Raw genomic sequence first — 18,007 nt, forward strand, 5'->3', positions numbered from 1 at the left:
TTATATGAGTTTAAGAATTACTCTTTTTTAAGAACATACATACTTGAAAACAGTTTATTGTCGTTAAATATCAAATTGATTTTATAGGTAGGGTTTTTAATCTCTAAATAATTGGAATACTTTAATCCGGTATCGCCAATGATATCATTTTTACCGATAACCTTTACTACATCCTCTCCTTTCATTCCTTTTTTTAACTGATTTTCAAATGATGTCTCCACCGCTTCAAAGTCATTAATAGAATAGCCTTTTAAAATATTATTCTTTTGATCATTCTCTCCGTTTTTACCTGCTGTAAAATAGAAATAGAAATTATTGTATTTGTTTTCATGCATAACTTCCTGTAAACCTCCCTTGGGGTTCAATGTAATCACTCTTTCAAAGTTTTTGCTGGTGAAAGACTTAACGAAATCAGCTTCAGTTGATGTACCAAGTCTAAGGTCATTAATATTCCAGTTCTTATCAATTTTTAAGACCGGTTTGTTTTTAATATCCTTTGAGTCTGTCCTGTTCTTCGTTAATTCTTTAGTGTATGCTTCGTGATCACATCCTCCAAAATCAATAAGACCATTCATGCTATCCCAATAGCAGTTTTTAGATAGATTGGATTTATTTAAGATAATGAGCCTGTCATAGTCCGGTGCATAGAAAATATACTTATTCTGTTTTCTCACATTCCAATACAGACCATTATCTGTATTAGGGTTCTTGGTCCCCTTTCCATATTGGCTTTCAAGTTTTTTCAGGATCTCTTTTTTAAGAGTTGGTGTTTGCATTTCCATTCTGAATCCATAAATGGTAGGATCTGCTTTGTATTCTTTTAAAATTTTAGCAAGCTCTGTTTTGTCTTTAAATCCCTTCATATCAAAGTGCCCTCCACCAAACTTGGTAATGCTATCTGTTTTGAGCCGCTCAGAATTAATCTGAAGAAATACTTTTTGTCCCTTTAGATCAATTCCATCAAATGTATATTTTCCCGGGTTATCCATTTCTATCAAAAGGCCATACGCATACTCAACTGTTTCTACACCGATCATATTTTTATCGTTAAAGTCTACGATCTTTTCAATCGGTTCATCTAAATTCAGTTTGAAAAGATCTACTTTTTCTTGACCATTGCACGCAAGCATTAAAAATAAAAAAAAGAGATAGGATAAATATTTCATGGTATTGGTTAATTTTATTTCTAAAACACCAATATAAGAAGAAATAATGATTAGACTTCAGTTTAAATCAGGCATTAAACTGACGCAGGTGGTGATCCATATGTTTATATACAAAAATACCCAATTCATAAGGTTTCATCCTTCCAAAAAAATTATGAATAAAATCGGGATTCGAATAATTTCCATAGGCCTCGATCTGTTCCATCCATATCTTCTTCTGTTGCTCAAGGTTACCATCTAGTCCCTTGATGGCAAAATTTCCTGCCGGAATATTCTTATCCATTGGTTTATCATTTTTCACCAAGCTTCTTAAAGCCATTTTCCCAAATATTTTCCCCATAAATTCCTGTTTATAACCTTGCTTATCTACACCCAGAATCCAATCATTCCATATGGTACAGTGCTTGGTCATCTGATAAAGATTCATTTTTCCCCACTGAGCTGTATTCTTTTCCGTAAGGGAATTTATCCTTTTGATCAATTCTTGTCTGGTTGTATTTTCAAATATTGTTTTCATAACTGATTTTTATGTAAAATTAGAAGGTTTGGAAACGGGATCCGCAACGGTTAAATGACAACAAGCAGTGTATTTTGTGCCATTTTTTTACGTATTTTTGAGTACACAAGCATATCTACCTATGAAACATATTTCAATAATAGTGTATGAAGATGCAATGCCTACCGCACTATCTACTACAACAGCACTACTTACCAGCGCCAATGAAGCAGCATTAATAAAAGGAATGCCACCTCCCTTTCAGATAGAATTGGTGGGTGTTCATCATAAAAATGTACAGTCAAGTCTGCCTATGCAATTTAGCTGTAGTAAAACGCTGTCTGATGAATTTGACACTGATGTTGTTATCATTCCGCCAATGAAGGCCGGACCTGAGGACATCAATACTATATTATCTAAGAACTCAAAACTGATTGATTGGGTCAAGAAAATGTACGAACAGAAATCTGAGATCATTAGTCTTTGTACAGGGGCTTATTTCCTTGCCGAAAGTGGTCTTCTGGATAATATGCCTGCTACTTCTCATTGGAATGCAATAGAAGATCTTCAGCAAAGGTATCCTTTAATTGATTTCAAACCGGATCATGTGGTCACCCATTCAAAAGCGATCATTACTGGTGGTGGTGGATTTTCATCGTTAAATGCCCTTTTGTATTTTATAGAAAAAAACTGTGGCAAAGAGATATCGGTTTCTTTAAGTAAATATTATGAACTCGATTACGGAAGGACCTCTCAGAATATTTTTACGATTTTCTCCGGACAACGCCGGCACGATGATCATGATATCCATATCGCTCAAAGCTATATAGAGAAGGAATTTACTACAGAGATCTCAGTAGAACAGGTCGCCAGTCAGGTGAATATGAGCAGAAGAAATTTTATCCGTCGATTTAAAAATGCGACCTCACTAAATCCTATAGAATATATTCAAAGGGTAAAAGTAGAGGCTGCAAAAAAAGCACTGGAAGCCGGAGAGAATAATATTGCTGATGTTACCTACAGTATGGGCTATAATGATCTTAGAACTTTCAGAACTGTATTTAAAAGAATTACTGGATTAACCCCTATAGACTATAGAAATAAATATAAAAGTCAGGAAATAGCTTAGGTAGAAGTTTGATTTATGAAGTACCAAAACGATAATTTTTATATAATAACCGGAGGTCCGGGTGTTGGAAAGACAACAATTCTCAAGCAACTCGAAAAGATGGGATACCTTACTGTATCGGAAGATGCCAGAAAGATCATACAGGAACAGGTACAAAATCATGGTAATGGTCTTCCCTGGAAAGATAAAGAACTGTATACACATCTCATGATCAATGCATCAGTATATAGTTTTAAAGCCATATCAAATGATAAAAGGAATATTGTATTCTTTGACCGTGGGATTGTAGATGCATTTTGTTATGCTGAAATGATAGACTTAGTGATCTCTCCTGACATGAAAGATATTACCGAGACTTACCGTTATAATCATAAAGTTTTCATTCTTCCGCCGTGGCCGGAAATTTATGAAACTGATGATGAAAGAAAACAAACCTGGGAAGAAGCTGTTGCAACTTATGATGCGATGAAAAATACCTACTCTATTTATGGGTATCAAACCATTGATGTTCCTTTGGAAACGGTTGAGAACAGGGTTAAATTTATTTTGGATAAAATTGTAAATCCCTTATAATAACCAATCATTCAAATTCTTTTTCGAACTTTTTAAAGTCCTGTAATGTGGGTTGAGATCCTCGCTTAATTCTATTTTTAGTTTCCTTAACGATATCTTCTGATCCCAGTCTTTTAACCGTTGCAGTTCTAAGTCCGGTCAATACATTAATTTCAGTTTCTGTGGTTAAGTTTTTACCATCCCAAGTCCCTTTTGATACATTAATTAAATCGAAGTTTCCATTTTTATACCGGAATGTATACTCGGCATGTCCATCTTTGATATCCGATAAGATGTATAAGTTTCCATTTTCAATACTAAAAGTCGGGGTTTGATTTTCTGCGTGTTTGCCCTTTAATTCAACAGGATACTGAGCTTCAATAATATCCGTTGATGAGGTATGTAACTTAAGTTTTCCATCCGGCTGGGAAAGGAATATCTGCAATCTAAATGGAACAGTTGTATCAACAGTATCCATAGCCAGAATTAATTTATCCTTACGCCCATCATTATTTAAATCACCTGTTTCTTCCCGCACTACGATATTAAAATGATCTTTTCCAGTCTTATTCTGTGAATAGACGGTGATCTGTATAAGAGCAAAAAAGGCAAACAGTATATTTTTCATAAAAATAAATTCAAGTGATTCATTGGCAACAAAGCATGCAATATAATCATTCGAAAATTATAAATAAGAACAATAAACAAATGGAATCTATTTCCACCCACCTCCCAGCGCAGCATACAAATTAACAACCGCCTGAAGTTGCTGAAGTTTATCAGTCACTGCGCTTTGTTTTGCACTTAAAAGGCTTTGTTCTGATGTAAGGACATCTGTATAATTGGTAGCACTGGTGTATTTTAATAATTCCTTTGTAAAATGGACTGCTTTTTCCAGGTTGCCAATCTGCTCTTGTCTTGAGGATGTTTTTTCATCTACCATCTGGTATTGATAAAGCGCATTAGAAACCTCCTGACCTGCAGTAAGCAGTATTTTGTTGTAATTATATTCTGCAGCCTCATAATTGGCCTGTGCTATTTTTAGCTTTTGTTTATTAAGTCCATTATTAAAAATAGGCTGCGTTAAACCTCCTACAATATTAGCAAGAAAAGCACCTGCGCTAAAAAAAGACTTTAGCTGTGTAGCATACAAACCTCCTTGAGCTGTTATCGTTAATGAAGGATAAAAGGCCGTCTGAGCAACATTCACTTGTTCAAAATAACTTCTCAGTTGTAACTCAGCCTGTTTAACATCCGGTCTGTTGGCCAGTAATTGGGTAGGTAAACCCGTTGACAATTCACTGTACATCTGCTCATTAAAAAGTGAGTCCCGTTGAATAGGACCTGGAGTTCTGCCCAATAATAAAGAGATTGTATTTTCTGTCTGGCGGATATTATTCTTTATGTCCGGAACAGTAGATTTTACAGCATAGTAATTAGCAGCACTCTGTACCACTGCTGCCCCTGTCACCACATCACTGTTTTTCAAAACTTTCATGGTTTCTGTATCCTTGGAATAAACTTCTAAAGACTGCTGAACAATTTTCAGCTGCTCATCATAAGCCAGAAGCTGATAGTAAGTCACGGCAATATTGGCAACGAGCTGCGTCTGTACCGCCTGCTTATATGCTTCACTGGCAAGATAACTGGCATACATTGATCTTTTGGTACTTCTTAACTTACCCCAGATATCAGCCTGCCATGAGGATAACGCATACAACTGATAAACCTGATTATTCGCGGCCTGTGAATTTGAGGGATGATACTCTCCTCCTGAAGCATTTCCGGAAAGAGAAGGTAGAAATGCCTGCTTACTCTGTACAAAATTGGCTTCAGCCACTTTCAGATTGGTAACAGCTGTTTTCAGATCAAGGTTATTTTCAATCCCTTCCGTAATAAGCTGTTGCAATAAAGGATCTTTAAAAATTTCTTTCCAGGAAAGTGTTGCTATAGAGGTTGTATCTTTTACTGTATTTCCATACAAATTATCAGGAGCCGACTGTTTATTCACATACGGTTTGGTAACATCACAACTATAAAGTATAGCTGAGGTAATGATTACCTGTACAAAAAATTTATATTTTATTTTCCAATGTACCATACTTCTATTGTAAGGAGCTATTTTTATTATCAACAATCAGTTCATCATTTTCGTCATATTTGTTACTTTTTATTTTCTCCTGCAATCCCTGGAAGATGACATAGAGGCCTGGGATCACAAATATTCCGAGTAAAGTCCCAAATAACATTCCGCCGATAGAACCTATCCCAATAGATTTATTTCCATTAGCCCCAACACCTGTAGAAAACATCAAAGGCATCAAACCGAAAATAAAAGCTAATGAAGTCATCAATATCGGACGTATTCTAATTTTTGCCCCTTCTAATGCACTCTCAAGCAATCCCATTCCTTCGTGTCTCTTCTCTAAAGAAAACTCCACCATCAAAATGGCATTCTTCGCCAAGAGTCCTATCAGCATGATCATACAGATCTGTACATAAATATTATTATCAATCCCAAATAATTTAGCAAAAACAAATATCCCGCTCAGTCCAACAGGTAGCGAAAGGATTACCGCTAATGGAAGAATGTAGCTTTCATACAAAGCACTCAGCAACAGATAGACAAAACAAAGACTTAACAAAAATATAATACCAGCCTGAGAACCTGAGCTCTGCTCTTCTTTACTGATACCACTGTATTCAAAACTGTAGCCCGGAGGCAGAACTCTAGCCGCAACTTCATTGATAGCTTCCATAGACTGACCTGTACTGAAGCCTATATTGGGTGAACCATTCACTGAAATAGCATTATACATGTTAAACCTCGATATGGATGATGGTCCATATACTTTTTTCATCGTTATATACTCTGAAATGGGGCTCATTACTCCGCTTTTGGTTCGTACTTTAATGTTATTCATCTGCTCAATGGTTCCTCTGTAAGGATTATCAGCCTGAAGAATGATCTGATACTGCTGTCCGAATTCCGTAAAATTACTTATATAAGAACTTCCATAGTAGACATTCATTAAACTTAAAATATCTGCAGGCTGGATTCCATTGTCTTCACATTTGGCAAGATTGACATCTACTTCATACTGTGGGAAATTAGGATTGAATGCTGTAGCCGCATATTGAATTTCACTTCTTTTATTTAATTCTGCTAAAAAATTTTGGGCTACTCCATAAAAGTCAGCAATGGAATGTCCACCTCTGTCTTCGATCTGAAATGTAAATCCACCACTCGTACCAAAACCACTGATCGTAGGCTGCTGCATAAAATTAATGGAAGCTCCTTGTATGTTTTTTGTTTTTTCAGTAAGTTGCTGGATGATGTCCTTATCGGTAACACCGGGACGCTGACTCCAGGGTTTAAGCCTTAAAATAAGCATTCCGTAAGAACTTCCGCTTCCTCCCAACTGATTTTGTCCCAATGTCGTCATTGAAGCCTGTACCTCAGGAATGGTATGGGCAATACGATCTATCTGAGTGTTTATGGTCTGTACCCTTTCTTTAGTTGCCGCAGCAGGAAGTGTTACGTTAACGAAAATAGTTCCCATATCCTCTGAGGGGACAAAACTTGAGGCTACACTTTTAATCGTCACATAAAATAACCCTCCAAAAAGGACGACAAGAAGTGCTGTCAGCCATTTTTTCCTTATCAGAAACCCTACAGAGGCTATATATTTATTTATTAATTTGTCATAATTAGAATTAAAACCATCTTTTATCTTTTTCAAAAAGCCTCTTTTACTTCCTTCCACCTCATGTTTTGGCGGTCGTAAAAACATAGCCGCTAAAGCAGGACTTAAAGTAAGTGCATTCACTGCCGAGATCATAATAGCAATCGCCAGCGTAATACCAAACTGTTTATAAAATACCCCCGCAGAGCCTCCTAAGAAAGTAACAGGAAGAAATACTGAAGCCATTACAAGCGTAATAGAAACAATAGCCGGAGCAATCTCTCCCATAGCATCAATTGCTGCCTTACGGGGAGAAGTATATCCATGTTCGAGCTTGCTGTGAACAGCTTCCACAACCACTACGGCATCATCCACCACAATACCTATGGCAAGTACCAAAGCAAATAAAGTAAGTAAATTCAGACTGTATCCAAATAAATACAAAAAGAAGAATGTTCCTATAATCGACACCGGAACCGAAACTCCGTGAATAATGGTAGAACGTACGTCCTGTAAAAATATAAGGATCACGACAAACACCAGTAAAAAACATTCAACCAATGTATGGAGAACCTTATCAATACTTTCACCAAGGAAGTTATTAATATTAACCAACTCTATCATTTTGATCCCTGAAGGAAAACTCTTTGAAGCATCAGCCATTACTTTCTGTGCTCCTACGATTACCTCCTGGGCATTGGAACCTGGAGTCTGGCTTATCGATATGGCAACGGCAGGTTTACCATTAATGGCTGTAGCACTGGTATAGGTCTGGGTTCCCAAATCAATACGGGCAACATCTTTAAGGTAAAGATACTGTCCGGTTCCAATTGATTTGATAATAATATTCTGAAACTGCTCAAGTGAGCTCAACGTACCGGAATAGGTAATATCATACTGAAATGCCTGAGCCATGTTATCGCCAATTTTACCTGGTGCAGCATTAAAATTCTGTGCATTCAATGCCGTCGTAATATCAGCGGGAACCAATCCATAGGCTGCCATTTTATCAGGTTGCAGCCAGATCCGCATGGCATAGGTCATCGCCCCACCGAATATGTTGGCTCCACCTACTCCTTTTGCTCTCTGTAGCTGCGGAACTAAATTGATCGCCGCATAATTCTGTAAAAATTTCTGATCATATTGCGAGCGCTCACTGTACAATCCAACGATCAGCACATTACTGCTTTGCTGTTTCCTTACCGTTACCCCAGCTTGTGTTACCGCCTGGGGAAGTTTGGATAATACCGTACTTATCCTGTTCTGTACATCTACGGCAGCTTGATTAGGATCTACTCCTACTGCAAAATAAACGGTGATACTTGCCGATCCTGTGTTACTCGCTGATGAAGTCATATAGGTCATCCCTTCCACGCCATTGATCTGCTGCTCAAGTGGAAAAACCACACTATTAATCAGTGTTGTTGTATTAGCTCCCGGATAGGAAGTCGAAACCTGAATGGTAGGCGGTGCAATATTAGGATACTGAGCCACCGGCAGGCTGGTCACTCCTAAAATCCCCAGTACAACAATGATGACAGAGATCACAGTACTTAATACCGGCCGTCTTATAAATAGCTTTAGCATGGCCTCTTAGTTAGATTTGGTTTTCATGGTACTGTACACTTCAACAGCATTGGCAGGTATGGGTTTTACTACCGTGCTGTCACTGATATTAAGCCCGTTAAGAAGAACTTTATCTCCTACTTTAACGCCATCTTTAATCACTGCAAAGTTACCGTCGTCTGTAGGTGAGGTGACTACCGCAGTACTCATTACTTTATTTCCATTCATCAACTGATAGACGAATGATTTATCCTGCATTTGATAAATCGCCGTCTGAGGAGCTAATAAAGCATTATCGAGACTAACAGGAATCCGGATCGTAGCACTTGCGCCGTTTTGGATAAGACCTAATTTATTATCGAATATCGCTTTGAATGTTGCAGTACCGGTACTTGTGTTTATGCCACCGCTGGCTGTTACCAGTTTGCCTTTTTCAGGATAAACGGTTCCATCAGCCAATACTAATGTGACCAGAGGCATATTATTTAATTTTTCCAGCGTCGTACTTCCTTTCATTGTATTCATAAAATCCAGAAGCTGTTTTTCACTGAGGGAAAAATAGGCGAAAACACTTGTAGTGTCGGAAAGTGTCGTAAGCGGATCTGTTGTTGTACTGCTTACTAAAGCACCAATTTTATAAGGAATAAGACCAATGGTTCCACTTTGTGGACTTCGGATGTAGGTATATCCTTGATTGGTTTGAGCATTGGCAAGGGTTGCTTTTGCCTGAGACAAAGCAGCCTCTTGTGACTGTAAAGTATATAAAGCGGAACTCAGTTGATATTTGCTTACAATTTCCTGTTCTACCAGAGGTCTTGCTTTCTCCACATTCATACGAGCAGTATTAACGTTGGCTTCTGCTATTTTTATAGCTCCCCTGGCTGTAACAATGTCCTGTTCATATTGGGGATTTTTGATCCGGAATAATAGCTGTCCTTTAGTTACTGCGGCTCCTTCGGAAACATAAATATCCTGGAGGTAACCAGAAACCATGGGCTTTATTTCCACTACATTTTCACCTTGTATGGAGGCTGGGAAATCATTATAAACTGTTACCGATCTCGGAGTGAGAGTTAATACCTGATAACTTTGTATAGGTTTCTCTTTTGTCTGTTCCTTTTTTTTGCCACAAGAAAGCAATAATATTGGAATAAACAGGACATATCTACTTTTCGTCATATTAAAATATTTGTGTCTGATAAGAATTACAAAAAATGAATTATCATCTCAAGCTTTAAAATAAATCCCTTAGCACTACCCTATGATTATAAAAATAGGATTTTGTTAGATCAAAAATGTCAAATTTTAAATAAATTTTAACATTTAATAAAAATTATTAAATCGAAACAGAATTTTATATAATAAAAAACCAGTCTCTCCCGATGGGATAAAGACTGGTCTCTGTTATATTTATTGAAGATAACTCCTATTTTTGAAAAGATATTTTAATTAAAAGACTGTTTATAAAGTAAAGGAGTGGTATTTGTTTTCTTCTTAAATAACTTATTAAAAGACTGTGAATGTTCAAATCCGAGCTGATAAGCTACCTCTGCCACTGAAAGACTGGTGGTCGTAAGATATTCTTTGGCTTTTTCAATCAGTTTTTCGTGGATATGCTGTTGGGCATTTTGTCCAGTCAGATTACGAAGCATATCACTTAGATAGTGTGGTGAAAGATTGAGTTTCGAAGCTAAAAACTCCACGGTAGGAAGTCCGCCGGTTAAAGTCTCCTGTTTATTAAAATAATCTTCAAGTAAATTTTCCATTTTGGAAAGTAAATCACTATTAACCGTTTTACGTGTTATGAACTGGCGCTTATAAAATCGGTTGCTATAGTTTAATAACACCTCAACATAAGAAACGATGACATCCTGACTGATCTCATCAATCGCTGTATCCAACTCGCCATGAATATTATCCAATAACCCCACGATCAGTTTCTTTTCTTTATCAGATAAATGAAGTGCTTCATTGGTGTCATAAGAGAAGAAACCATATTTCTTTATACTTTTACCTAGCGGGTAATTTCGAATGAAATCAGGATGAACCAATAAAGTATATCCATGGTATTTCGCTTCTTCATTAGTAGATAAAATCTGATTGGGTGCCGTAAACATCATTCCACCCTCATTGAAATCATAGTACCCTTGCCCATATCCAATTTTTCCATTCTCAGAAAACTTATAGGAGATCTTATAAAAATCCATCACAAAGTTGCGGTTAAGCAGTTCCTTGTTGACACTCATTTCAGTATTGTCAATCAAGCTAATCAATGGATGAAGGGGTTTTGGCACCCTCAATATCTGATGAAGCTCGGAAATGGATGAGATTTTCAAAGGGCTGTTATCTTTCTTTTCCATAGTATAAATGTATGAATTATTTAAGTGAAAAAACAGCACAGCTCACACTGTACCTGTGCTGTTTTAAAAGGAAAATTTATATAAACTGTTTTCCCAATTGCTCTCTGAATGCTTCAACACCTAACTCCTGACGTTGTTCATACAATTCATTGGCATCTTTTCCTGCGATGTATCGTAGTTGCTTTTTCCCGTCTGTTGCTGCTTCATATACAACCTCGGCAATCAATTCCGGTTCCGAAGCTGCTTCCAGCATCCCTTCCAAGTTTGAAAACAGACTTTTGATTATAGGTTCGTATTCCGGTTGAGTTCCCATATCCAGAGAGCGACTGATAAAATCTGTTTTAATTCCTCCCGGAGAAACTGTTTTTATGCCCACTCCGAAAGTATTCAGTTCAAAAGCTAAACTTTCACTCCATCCCTCCAGTGCCCATTTCGTTGCATGATAGGTAGAACTTAAGGGGAACGCCATCAACCCGCCAATAGACGTTGTCGTAATAAACATTCCACTTCTTTTTTCTCTAAAATAAGGAATGAAAGCCTGTGTTACACGAATCACTCCTAATAAGTTTGTATTTAATTGTTTAACGACCTGATCATCCGTTAAGGCTTCTAAAGGTCCCATTAAACCATATCCGGCATTATTAAAGACTAAATCGATATTGCTGATCTCAAGTGCTTTTTTCACAGTAGACTTGATCTGTTCCGGATTTGTTACATCCAATGGAAGAACTGTTACATTCTCTAAAGCTCTAAGTTCTGTATCAGATTCCGGATTTCTCATCGTAGCGATCACGTTCCATCCTCTGCTTTGAAATAATTTTGCACTTGCTTTTCCAAGTCCTGTTGAGGCACCTGTTATAAAAATTGTTTTCATTTTTTTATTGTATTAAAATTACAATACAAATGTCTGCAATCAAAAAAACGCCAGAGTTGCCAAATTGGATTTTGATGTAGCCAAAATGGAATTTACATTTTAAAGACAGAAAAATAGGTCTTCCTTATTAATTTTTGAATTGATATTAATATATTTGATCTAAAGAGGCCCCATAGTTCAATGGATAGAACAAAAGTTTCCTAAACTTTAGATCCAGGTTCGATCCCTGGTGAGGCTACAAATTGAATACTCTAGTATTTAGTTGAAAAATGAAAGTTAAACATAGGCTTGGTATTGTATTGACGATTGCAAATAAACGAAATGAAAATAAAAACTATTGCTAACAAGGGCTTTGCATGAGGCAGACTGAAATGCAAAATTCAACAGCAGTGTTTCGGTTAAACTTTAATCATAAATTAAGCTTTTGTCCTTCGGCAATCCCAAAACGTTAAGCGTAATTTTACAAACAACCTCAAATCAGAATTCCGACACGAAAAGAAATGAAAATAATTATTACAATTTTTTCTTTATTATTTTTTTCATTTTCTTATGGACAATCTGTAAGTAAAACAAAACCCGCAACACTAAATGCAATAGCAAAATTCATATCTCATGAAAATGGCGAAATGATTTCTATTTCAAAATTTTCAATAATAAAAGACTTTTCAAATAATGCTTTTGCTGACACCGTTTTTGTATATGACAGCAAAGAAATTCCTTTAGACTTTGACACTGTATTATTAACTGTAAATAAATATGGTGGAGAACGCTCAGAAGGTAACATATATTTTAGCAGCCCAGATTATGATGCAAATTATGGTATTCATCCAATAAGAAATAACCAAATTTCAATTGGTGAAAATGAAAATTCTGAAATTAATGAATGGGCTTTAAAAGGGCAAATAAGAAAAATAGCAGTCTTAGAATATGAACAATTTGACCAAACTAAAAATAAACCTAAAAATCCCAAGAATTATAAAAGCAATACTACTGTTAATTATAACCGTACAGGAAATTTAGACAGCTTAAAGATTTTGTATAAAACCAAAACATCTTCTACATTTATGGAAACAAACATCTCATATAATTATACGAATGTAGAAAGGACAGGAATTGTTATTGAAAATAAAAAAGATACAATTTCTATAACTCACAAAAAATGGCTAACAAATCAATTGTATACGGAAGAATATTTCGACAGCAAGAATAATCTATTTAAAACAATTTGGACATTCGTTGACAGCAATCATAAAATCACACATCAAAGAACAGAAGAAAAATATACAAACTCAGCAACTGAGATAAGACCGTTTGACATTTATTACACATTTAACGAAGATAATTACCTGGAAAAAATAACAACCAAATTTCAAGGAATAGAAAATGAAACCATTGTGGACAAAAATATAGATTTGCTGTTTGACCATAATGGTAATCCAACAAAATCAATAAAAGTTGAAAATAATATCAAATATTTGATTATAAGAAAATATGAATACTACTGAAAAAACAACCACTAACAAAGGTTTGCCGAAAGCGGGGCTAATTGCTTTGATTTTCTGTCCGAACGTAAAGCCGTAAAACGTTAGCACCAATACATTCTAAAAATAGACACATTGAAAAACAAGAAAATATATATTTCATTAATTGTCTTTATAGCAGTTTTTAGCTCAATTGCTTTTTTGATGGGATATCGAATTCCACAATGGGACAAACACAGAGATTGGGTTTTTATGCCCGAAAATAAAGATCCCTTTTTTGAAATTGAAAAAACAGACATAAAGACAGATTTTGTGCTGCATATACCCAATGGTAAAGGCTATATTTTGTTATTGAAAAACGGCGATTTTATAACCGTAACTGCTATTACAGAAAAAGGAAAAATAATTAAACGATTCCCGAAAACAAAAGACTTTTACATAGATTCCCTTAACCAAAGATTTATTTTTTCTAAGGAAATTTATAAGAGTGATGACCATTTAAAAAAACAATTAATAAGTTATCGTTTTACGGATTATCAGAAGCAAGAAAATCGGGAACTCAACGATTTTATTATAGAAGAAACGCAAGCTGAATTTTTAAAAAGAAAAGGCTATTCTATAAAGGATTTCCTTAAGGATAATGAAAAAAAAGAGTTAGACAGTCTTTATCTAAAGGAAAAAACAAAAGAAGCCAATTTCTACAAAACACTCTACCCTGTAACCAAAGTATCAATAGCATATGAAGCGTTGGACACAGAATTCTATACCAATAAAAATGGACAACTATATACCGTTGAAGAAACGAAAGTAAAGACAAATAATATTGAAGATGTTTGGAACAGTCTCTACTTACTTTTCCCCAATTACAAAAAAAAAATGAGTGTACAAACGCTTACCAAAAATATGAATACCTATGTGAAAACAGACGAACCAACCATAGAAAGTAATTTTATTCATACACATTATCTACGTGTTTCTTTCAGGCAGCACCATATAAATTATTTCAGCATTCCTTTTGGAACTAAAAATTTTAACTTTAAATATAAAGAGAGAACATTGGCCTACCCAGAACAATTGAATATTCCTAAAAATGATATGGATACACTCGCTTGTATCATTGACAATACCTTGTACAGGATATACCCAAAAACAAATAAAATTAAAAAATGAAAGAGCAAAGTGTCATCTCTTTCCGACTTGTATAACCAATTTACTCTTCAAGCATTGAAAATGGTTTAATTCAATACTTTATGATTACGATCATAAACCAACTTAAAATCTGTTATTAAATTTGAAATGGAAAGTATTCCGATAATAATTCATCATTTTTACAGTTGAGCTTCTCTCCAACGGGAAGCTTTTTTAGAATACTTTTTTAGATCTTTTTAATATTACTGGATAGGAGTCTTTCGCAATTGAAGGACTCCTTTTTTAATTTAAAAAATCCCAAACCAAGGTCAGGGATAAAATTTCAAATGGGATATTTAAATGGGACCATTATTTTACTGCATAAAATGCAACTCCTTCATATGTCCAGCCATTTCCGCCCCATCCTAGTTCATTAAGATTTGTTGTATAAAAATGACCATTCTTTGAAGATCACTTGAAGTTTTAAATGCTACCCCCTCATAAAACCAATCGTGCTGACCAATCGGAAATGTAAGTATAAGTATTTTTCTCATGTAATAGAATATGTAATTTAAATAAAAAGGCTGCTAATGCAGCCTTATATTATTTCATTTCTGCTAAAATAATTGTCTTTATTTTATTATATGAATAGTTTAATTTTTCAATTTCTTCTTTTTTGTTAATAATATTAAAAGTTTTAATTTTCTCTTTTTTTATTAATGAATTAAAATCATCATATGAATAAACCTTACTTCCAATTAAAACAATAGTTTGTTCATTTTGCTTTTTTTTAAGATCAGAAATCATATTTCTTTGGTCTCCATAATCCGGACTATAATCAATAATAGGCTGGCTAACTGTTTTACTACAACCGCAACATATCATCAAAGAGAATAAAATAAAATTTTTCATATTTTCAAAATTAAGACTAATAATTACCTTCTCCTAAACAAATAACTAGGACTCCAATACAATTTGTAATGGTTAATGTTCTCATAGGTTTTAGTTTTTTATTAAACTTAAATATATACAATTTGTATGACTCAATGATTTACAATTATTTATCCGTATTATTTGGCTAAAATTTAATCAGATAAGGTAATTGTTTTGAATTATTGGTTGCATTATTACCTGTTTTTTATATTTTTAAATAATGCAATCAATACTTAAAGAAGACGTTTTTTCTGCACCCCGATGGCAAAAAACTATATACCGCTTCGTAAGCCTTTTAATGTTAATATTGGGAGGGTATGTGCTCACGATAAAAAATGTTGGATGGATTATCTTTTTAGCCCCCTTTATTTTTCTAATTGCCGTTTCAATGTTTATCTATACCCGGGTAAAACTTATTATTTCGAATGACGGTGTACGTTTTGTTGGTGGTCTGAAGAAACATTCTTTTTTGTGGAGTGACATTACACAAATAGATATGGTCAGGTTAGGAAAATTTAAAACACCATCAGCAACAATATATTACTCTGGCGGGAAGCTGGAATTGAATATGAGTGTATACCTTAAACCAGAGTTCAATAAAATTTTATCGCTTTTAGAAATGAAAGTTGATTCGGTTCTATTTACAGAAAATTACAAAGAGGTTCGTGGCCAGATCAGTTGATATTTTTTACAGGCTTGAAGTTGAAAACACTCCAAATCAATACTTTATGATTACGATCATAAATAAATTTAAAATCTGTTGCTAAATTTGATTTAGAAACCAGTCTAATAATAATTCATCGTTTTTTACAATCGTAGTGCTTCCCTCTTTTGGGAAGCTTTTATTTGAATAATTTTTGCAACTTATACATTTTACAGCCCCTGGAGTCTTTCAATTTCGAAAGGCTCCTTTTTTATATGAAAAATCCCTCAGATTGAGGGATTGTATTTATTATATTGGAACGCAATAGCAATTACAAGCAGCGTCTGGTTCTGGTCCGCAAATACCCGTGGCTTCGCAAATGAGCTTAAAGTGAGGTTTGCAAACACCATCTATGCCTCCGCCTCCTTTAACTTGTTTTAATCCTTCTCTGGAAATTTTTTTGAAATTATTCATTGTTTTTATTTTAATTAGGTATTAAATATAAGAATTATTCTCCAACTATAGATTTAATATACAAAATATGATTACGAAAATCTACACCCTTAAATCAAACAACAAAAGTATTTACACTTTTAATATTTATTTAGTTTTCAGTAAATCAACCTCTAAAAGATTATTATTATTTTTAGTTCTGTTCTTGTAATATTTTTCCATATTTCTCTTAAATTCACTGTTGCTTTTTCCATCCTGAGTCTCTATAATATCTAGACCCATCAAGTTTTTGCTGGGATTTCCTCGATATTCTTTATATAATTTCCTATACTTTTCATGATCAATGGATAGCATTTTTTTACTGCTTGTTTTGTAACTTAAAATACCATTTAATTTTTCAATAGCAACTAATCCAAAACTATGTGTATGGGTATTATCCTCTATTTTTAAAACAAGACCGGGCAAACCATGAAATTTATAAGGGCCATCAGATATAGGAATATCCGTAGAAAACCAGGCTGTCCATATTCTTCCGGCAAAGTGTAAAGTAGCTTTTTGGGTAGAGAATTTATTAATTTCCTTCTTTTCTGAAGAAATTTTCCAATCCATTTTTCTTAAATCAGAAACTATATAAATATCACCATACAACGAGACAATTAGAGAAACATCATAGTTTGGATATTTTTTATAAACCCGGTTTTCAAAACTACTTAATTTTTCATTTTGTATTGATGCAATTGAATCATTTTTAAAATTTTGGACATCATAAAAAATAGAGCCTTCCTTATATACATCCAGATACATTACTGCTTTTGTTGTATCATTTTTTATAGTGTCTTTAACAGACTTATATTCATATACAAATCTATTAGATTGACAATAAACAAAATGAGATAAGAAAAATAAAAAAGCAAATAATTTCATTTTTTGTTTTTGTGAATAATGTAATAATTTTTTTCGGAAGAATTCAAACTTGTTTACCGCCTTTTTAGAAAAAATTATGTAGAATAAATATACAACATGAAACTTTAATTAAAAAAAGAATAAATAAAAAAGCACCTCTTCCCAAATGCCTTCCCATTTCCATAGAAGTTATCATTTTTTTTTGCAAATTTGTAAAAATGTCAGATATGCAAAAAGAAAAATTACGTTCGCTAAGAAAGAGAAAAGGTTATACGCAACAGCAGATTGCTGATATCATTGCAACGGATGTATCTAATTACAGCAGGAAGGAAAGCGGTGACGTAAAAATCTTTAAAGATGAATGGGAAAAGATTGCTGCTTTCCTTGAAGTCCAGGTTGATGAAATTTACGAAATGGAAGAAGCGAAAGTAATTGTTGAAAACCCTGTTTTTAATGATAGCCCAGGTTCTTCAGGAGGTGGTAATGTGACCAATTTTAATAATGATGTGAGTATTTCAGTCATAAAAAATTTACAGGATTATATAGCTCTTTTAAAAGAGGAAAACGATAAACTGAAACAACAGATAGGATCAGGAAAATAAATAAATAAATAAATAAAAAATCATCTCCGAAACGG

Annotated in this window: 17 protein-coding genes, 1 tRNA gene and 1 pseudogene; 7 read left to right on the plus strand and 12 right to left on the minus strand. The window is 34.4% G+C overall.

Features of this window, described 5'->3' with window-relative positions; genetic code table 11:
- Window positions 1-17: 17 nt before the first annotated feature.
- Together J7E44_RS02760 and J7E44_RS02765 are read right to left on the minus strand one after the other, a co-directional pair.
- Window positions 18-1,166 (minus strand): hypothetical protein, encoded by a 1,149-nt coding sequence (locus J7E44_RS02760; RefSeq protein WP_214825417.1) that lies wholly within the window; start codon window positions 1,164-1,166, stop codon window positions 18-20.
- Window positions 1,167-1,233: 67 nt separating this feature from the next.
- A complete protein-coding gene (locus J7E44_RS02765) occupies window positions 1,234-1,683 on the minus strand; it encodes a DUF1569 domain-containing protein (RefSeq protein ID WP_214825420.1) in 450 nt (149 codons plus the stop codon).
- Window positions 1,684-1,804: 121 nt separating this feature from the next.
- On the opposite strand from J7E44_RS02765, the gene J7E44_RS02770 reads away from it, so the two are divergent.
- Both J7E44_RS02770 and J7E44_RS02775 read left to right on the plus strand, forming a co-directional pair.
- Window positions 1,805-2,791, plus strand: a complete 987-nt coding sequence (locus tag J7E44_RS02770; protein ID WP_214825422.1) for a GlxA family transcriptional regulator — start codon at window positions 1,805-1,807, stop codon at window positions 2,789-2,791.
- A gap of 15 nt (window positions 2,792-2,806) precedes the next feature.
- The gene (locus tag J7E44_RS02775; protein ID WP_214825424.1) at window positions 2,807-3,364 is read left to right on the plus strand and encodes an AAA family ATPase; all 558 of its coding nucleotides are present in this window, start codon (window positions 2,807-2,809) and stop codon (window positions 3,362-3,364) included.
- 7 nt (window positions 3,365-3,371) lie between these two features.
- On the opposite strand, the gene J7E44_RS02780 is transcribed toward J7E44_RS02775, so the two are convergent.
- From J7E44_RS02780 to J7E44_RS02805, 6 genes are all read right to left on the minus strand, one after another.
- Window positions 3,372-3,971: a hypothetical protein gene (locus tag J7E44_RS02780; protein WP_214825426.1), complete on the minus strand. Its 600-nt coding sequence runs from the start codon at window positions 3,969-3,971 to the stop codon at window positions 3,372-3,374.
- An 87-nt stretch (window positions 3,972-4,058) separates the two neighbouring features.
- A complete protein-coding gene (locus tag J7E44_RS02785; RefSeq protein ID WP_214825427.1) occupies window positions 4,059-5,444 on the minus strand; it encodes an efflux transporter outer membrane subunit in 1,386 nt (461 codons plus the stop codon).
- 4 nt (window positions 5,445-5,448) lie between these two features.
- Window positions 5,449-8,616, minus strand: coding sequence for an efflux RND transporter permease subunit (locus J7E44_RS02790; protein ID WP_214825428.1), 3,168 nt, complete (start codon window positions 8,614-8,616; stop codon window positions 5,449-5,451).
- Between the two features lie 6 nt (window positions 8,617-8,622).
- The gene (locus J7E44_RS02795; protein WP_214825429.1) at window positions 8,623-9,774 is read right to left on the minus strand and encodes an efflux RND transporter periplasmic adaptor subunit; all 1,152 of its coding nucleotides are present in this window, start codon (window positions 9,772-9,774) and stop codon (window positions 8,623-8,625) included.
- Between the two features lie 266 nt (window positions 9,775-10,040).
- Window positions 10,041-10,955: a helix-turn-helix domain-containing protein gene (locus J7E44_RS02800; RefSeq protein ID WP_214825430.1), complete on the minus strand. Its 915-nt coding sequence runs from the start codon at window positions 10,953-10,955 to the stop codon at window positions 10,041-10,043.
- A gap of 76 nt (window positions 10,956-11,031) precedes the next feature.
- Window positions 11,032-11,829 carry an SDR family oxidoreductase gene (locus tag J7E44_RS02805; RefSeq protein ID WP_214825432.1) on the minus strand — a complete coding sequence of 266 codons (798 nt, stop codon included), beginning with the start codon at window positions 11,827-11,829 and terminating at the stop codon, window positions 11,032-11,034.
- A gap of 166 nt (window positions 11,830-11,995) precedes the next feature.
- Between J7E44_RS02805 and J7E44_RS02810 the strand changes: the two genes are divergently transcribed.
- The 3 genes from J7E44_RS02810 to J7E44_RS02820 all read left to right on the plus strand — a co-directional run bounded on the left by J7E44_RS02810 (window position 11,996) and on the right by J7E44_RS02820 (window position 14,480).
- Window positions 11,996-12,067, plus strand: a tRNA-Arg gene (locus tag J7E44_RS02810).
- A 262-nt stretch (window positions 12,068-12,329) separates the two neighbouring features.
- Entirely contained in the window at window positions 12,330-13,334 is a 1,005-nt protein-coding gene (locus J7E44_RS02815) for a hypothetical protein (RefSeq protein ID WP_214825434.1), read from the plus strand.
- A gap of 111 nt (window positions 13,335-13,445) precedes the next feature.
- Window positions 13,446-14,480 (plus strand): hypothetical protein, encoded by a 1,035-nt coding sequence (locus tag J7E44_RS02820; protein WP_214825436.1) that lies wholly within the window; start codon window positions 13,446-13,448, stop codon window positions 14,478-14,480.
- A gap of 327 nt (window positions 14,481-14,807) precedes the next feature.
- On the opposite strand, the pseudogene J7E44_RS24175 reads toward J7E44_RS02820, so the two are convergent.
- Both J7E44_RS24175 and J7E44_RS02825 read right to left on the minus strand, forming a co-directional pair.
- A pseudogene (locus J7E44_RS24175) lies at window positions 14,808-14,888 on the minus strand (hypothetical protein); the annotation flags it as partial.
- A gap of 153 nt (window positions 14,889-15,041) precedes the next feature.
- Entirely contained in the window at window positions 15,042-15,350 is a 309-nt protein-coding gene (locus J7E44_RS02825) for a hypothetical protein (protein WP_214825438.1), read from the minus strand.
- Between the two features lie 241 nt (window positions 15,351-15,591).
- Between J7E44_RS02825 and J7E44_RS02830 the strand changes: the two genes are divergently transcribed.
- Window positions 15,592-16,053, plus strand: a complete 462-nt coding sequence (locus tag J7E44_RS02830) for a hypothetical protein (protein ID WP_214825440.1) — start codon at window positions 15,592-15,594, stop codon at window positions 16,051-16,053.
- A 270-nt stretch (window positions 16,054-16,323) separates the two neighbouring features.
- Here J7E44_RS02830 and J7E44_RS24360 read toward each other — a convergent pair whose 3' ends face one another.
- Window positions 16,324-16,488: a bacteriocin-like protein gene (locus tag J7E44_RS24360; protein ID WP_449243617.1), complete on the minus strand. Its 165-nt coding sequence runs from the start codon at window positions 16,486-16,488 to the stop codon at window positions 16,324-16,326.
- Window positions 16,489-16,614: 126 nt separating this feature from the next.
- Window positions 16,615-17,391: a GLPGLI family protein gene (locus J7E44_RS02835; RefSeq protein ID WP_214825442.1), complete on the minus strand. Its 777-nt coding sequence runs from the start codon at window positions 17,389-17,391 to the stop codon at window positions 16,615-16,617.
- A 206-nt stretch (window positions 17,392-17,597) separates the two neighbouring features.
- Here J7E44_RS02835 and J7E44_RS02840 point away from each other — a divergent pair, with 206 nt between their 5' ends.
- A complete protein-coding gene (locus J7E44_RS02840; RefSeq protein WP_214825444.1) occupies window positions 17,598-17,972 on the plus strand; it encodes a helix-turn-helix domain-containing protein in 375 nt (124 codons plus the stop codon).
- Window positions 17,973-18,007: the final 35 nt, after the last annotated feature.

This window comes from Chryseobacterium sp. ISL-6 (genome assembly GCF_018613715.1).
Lineage (GTDB): Bacteria > Bacteroidota > Bacteroidia > Flavobacteriales > Weeksellaceae > Chryseobacterium > Chryseobacterium paludis.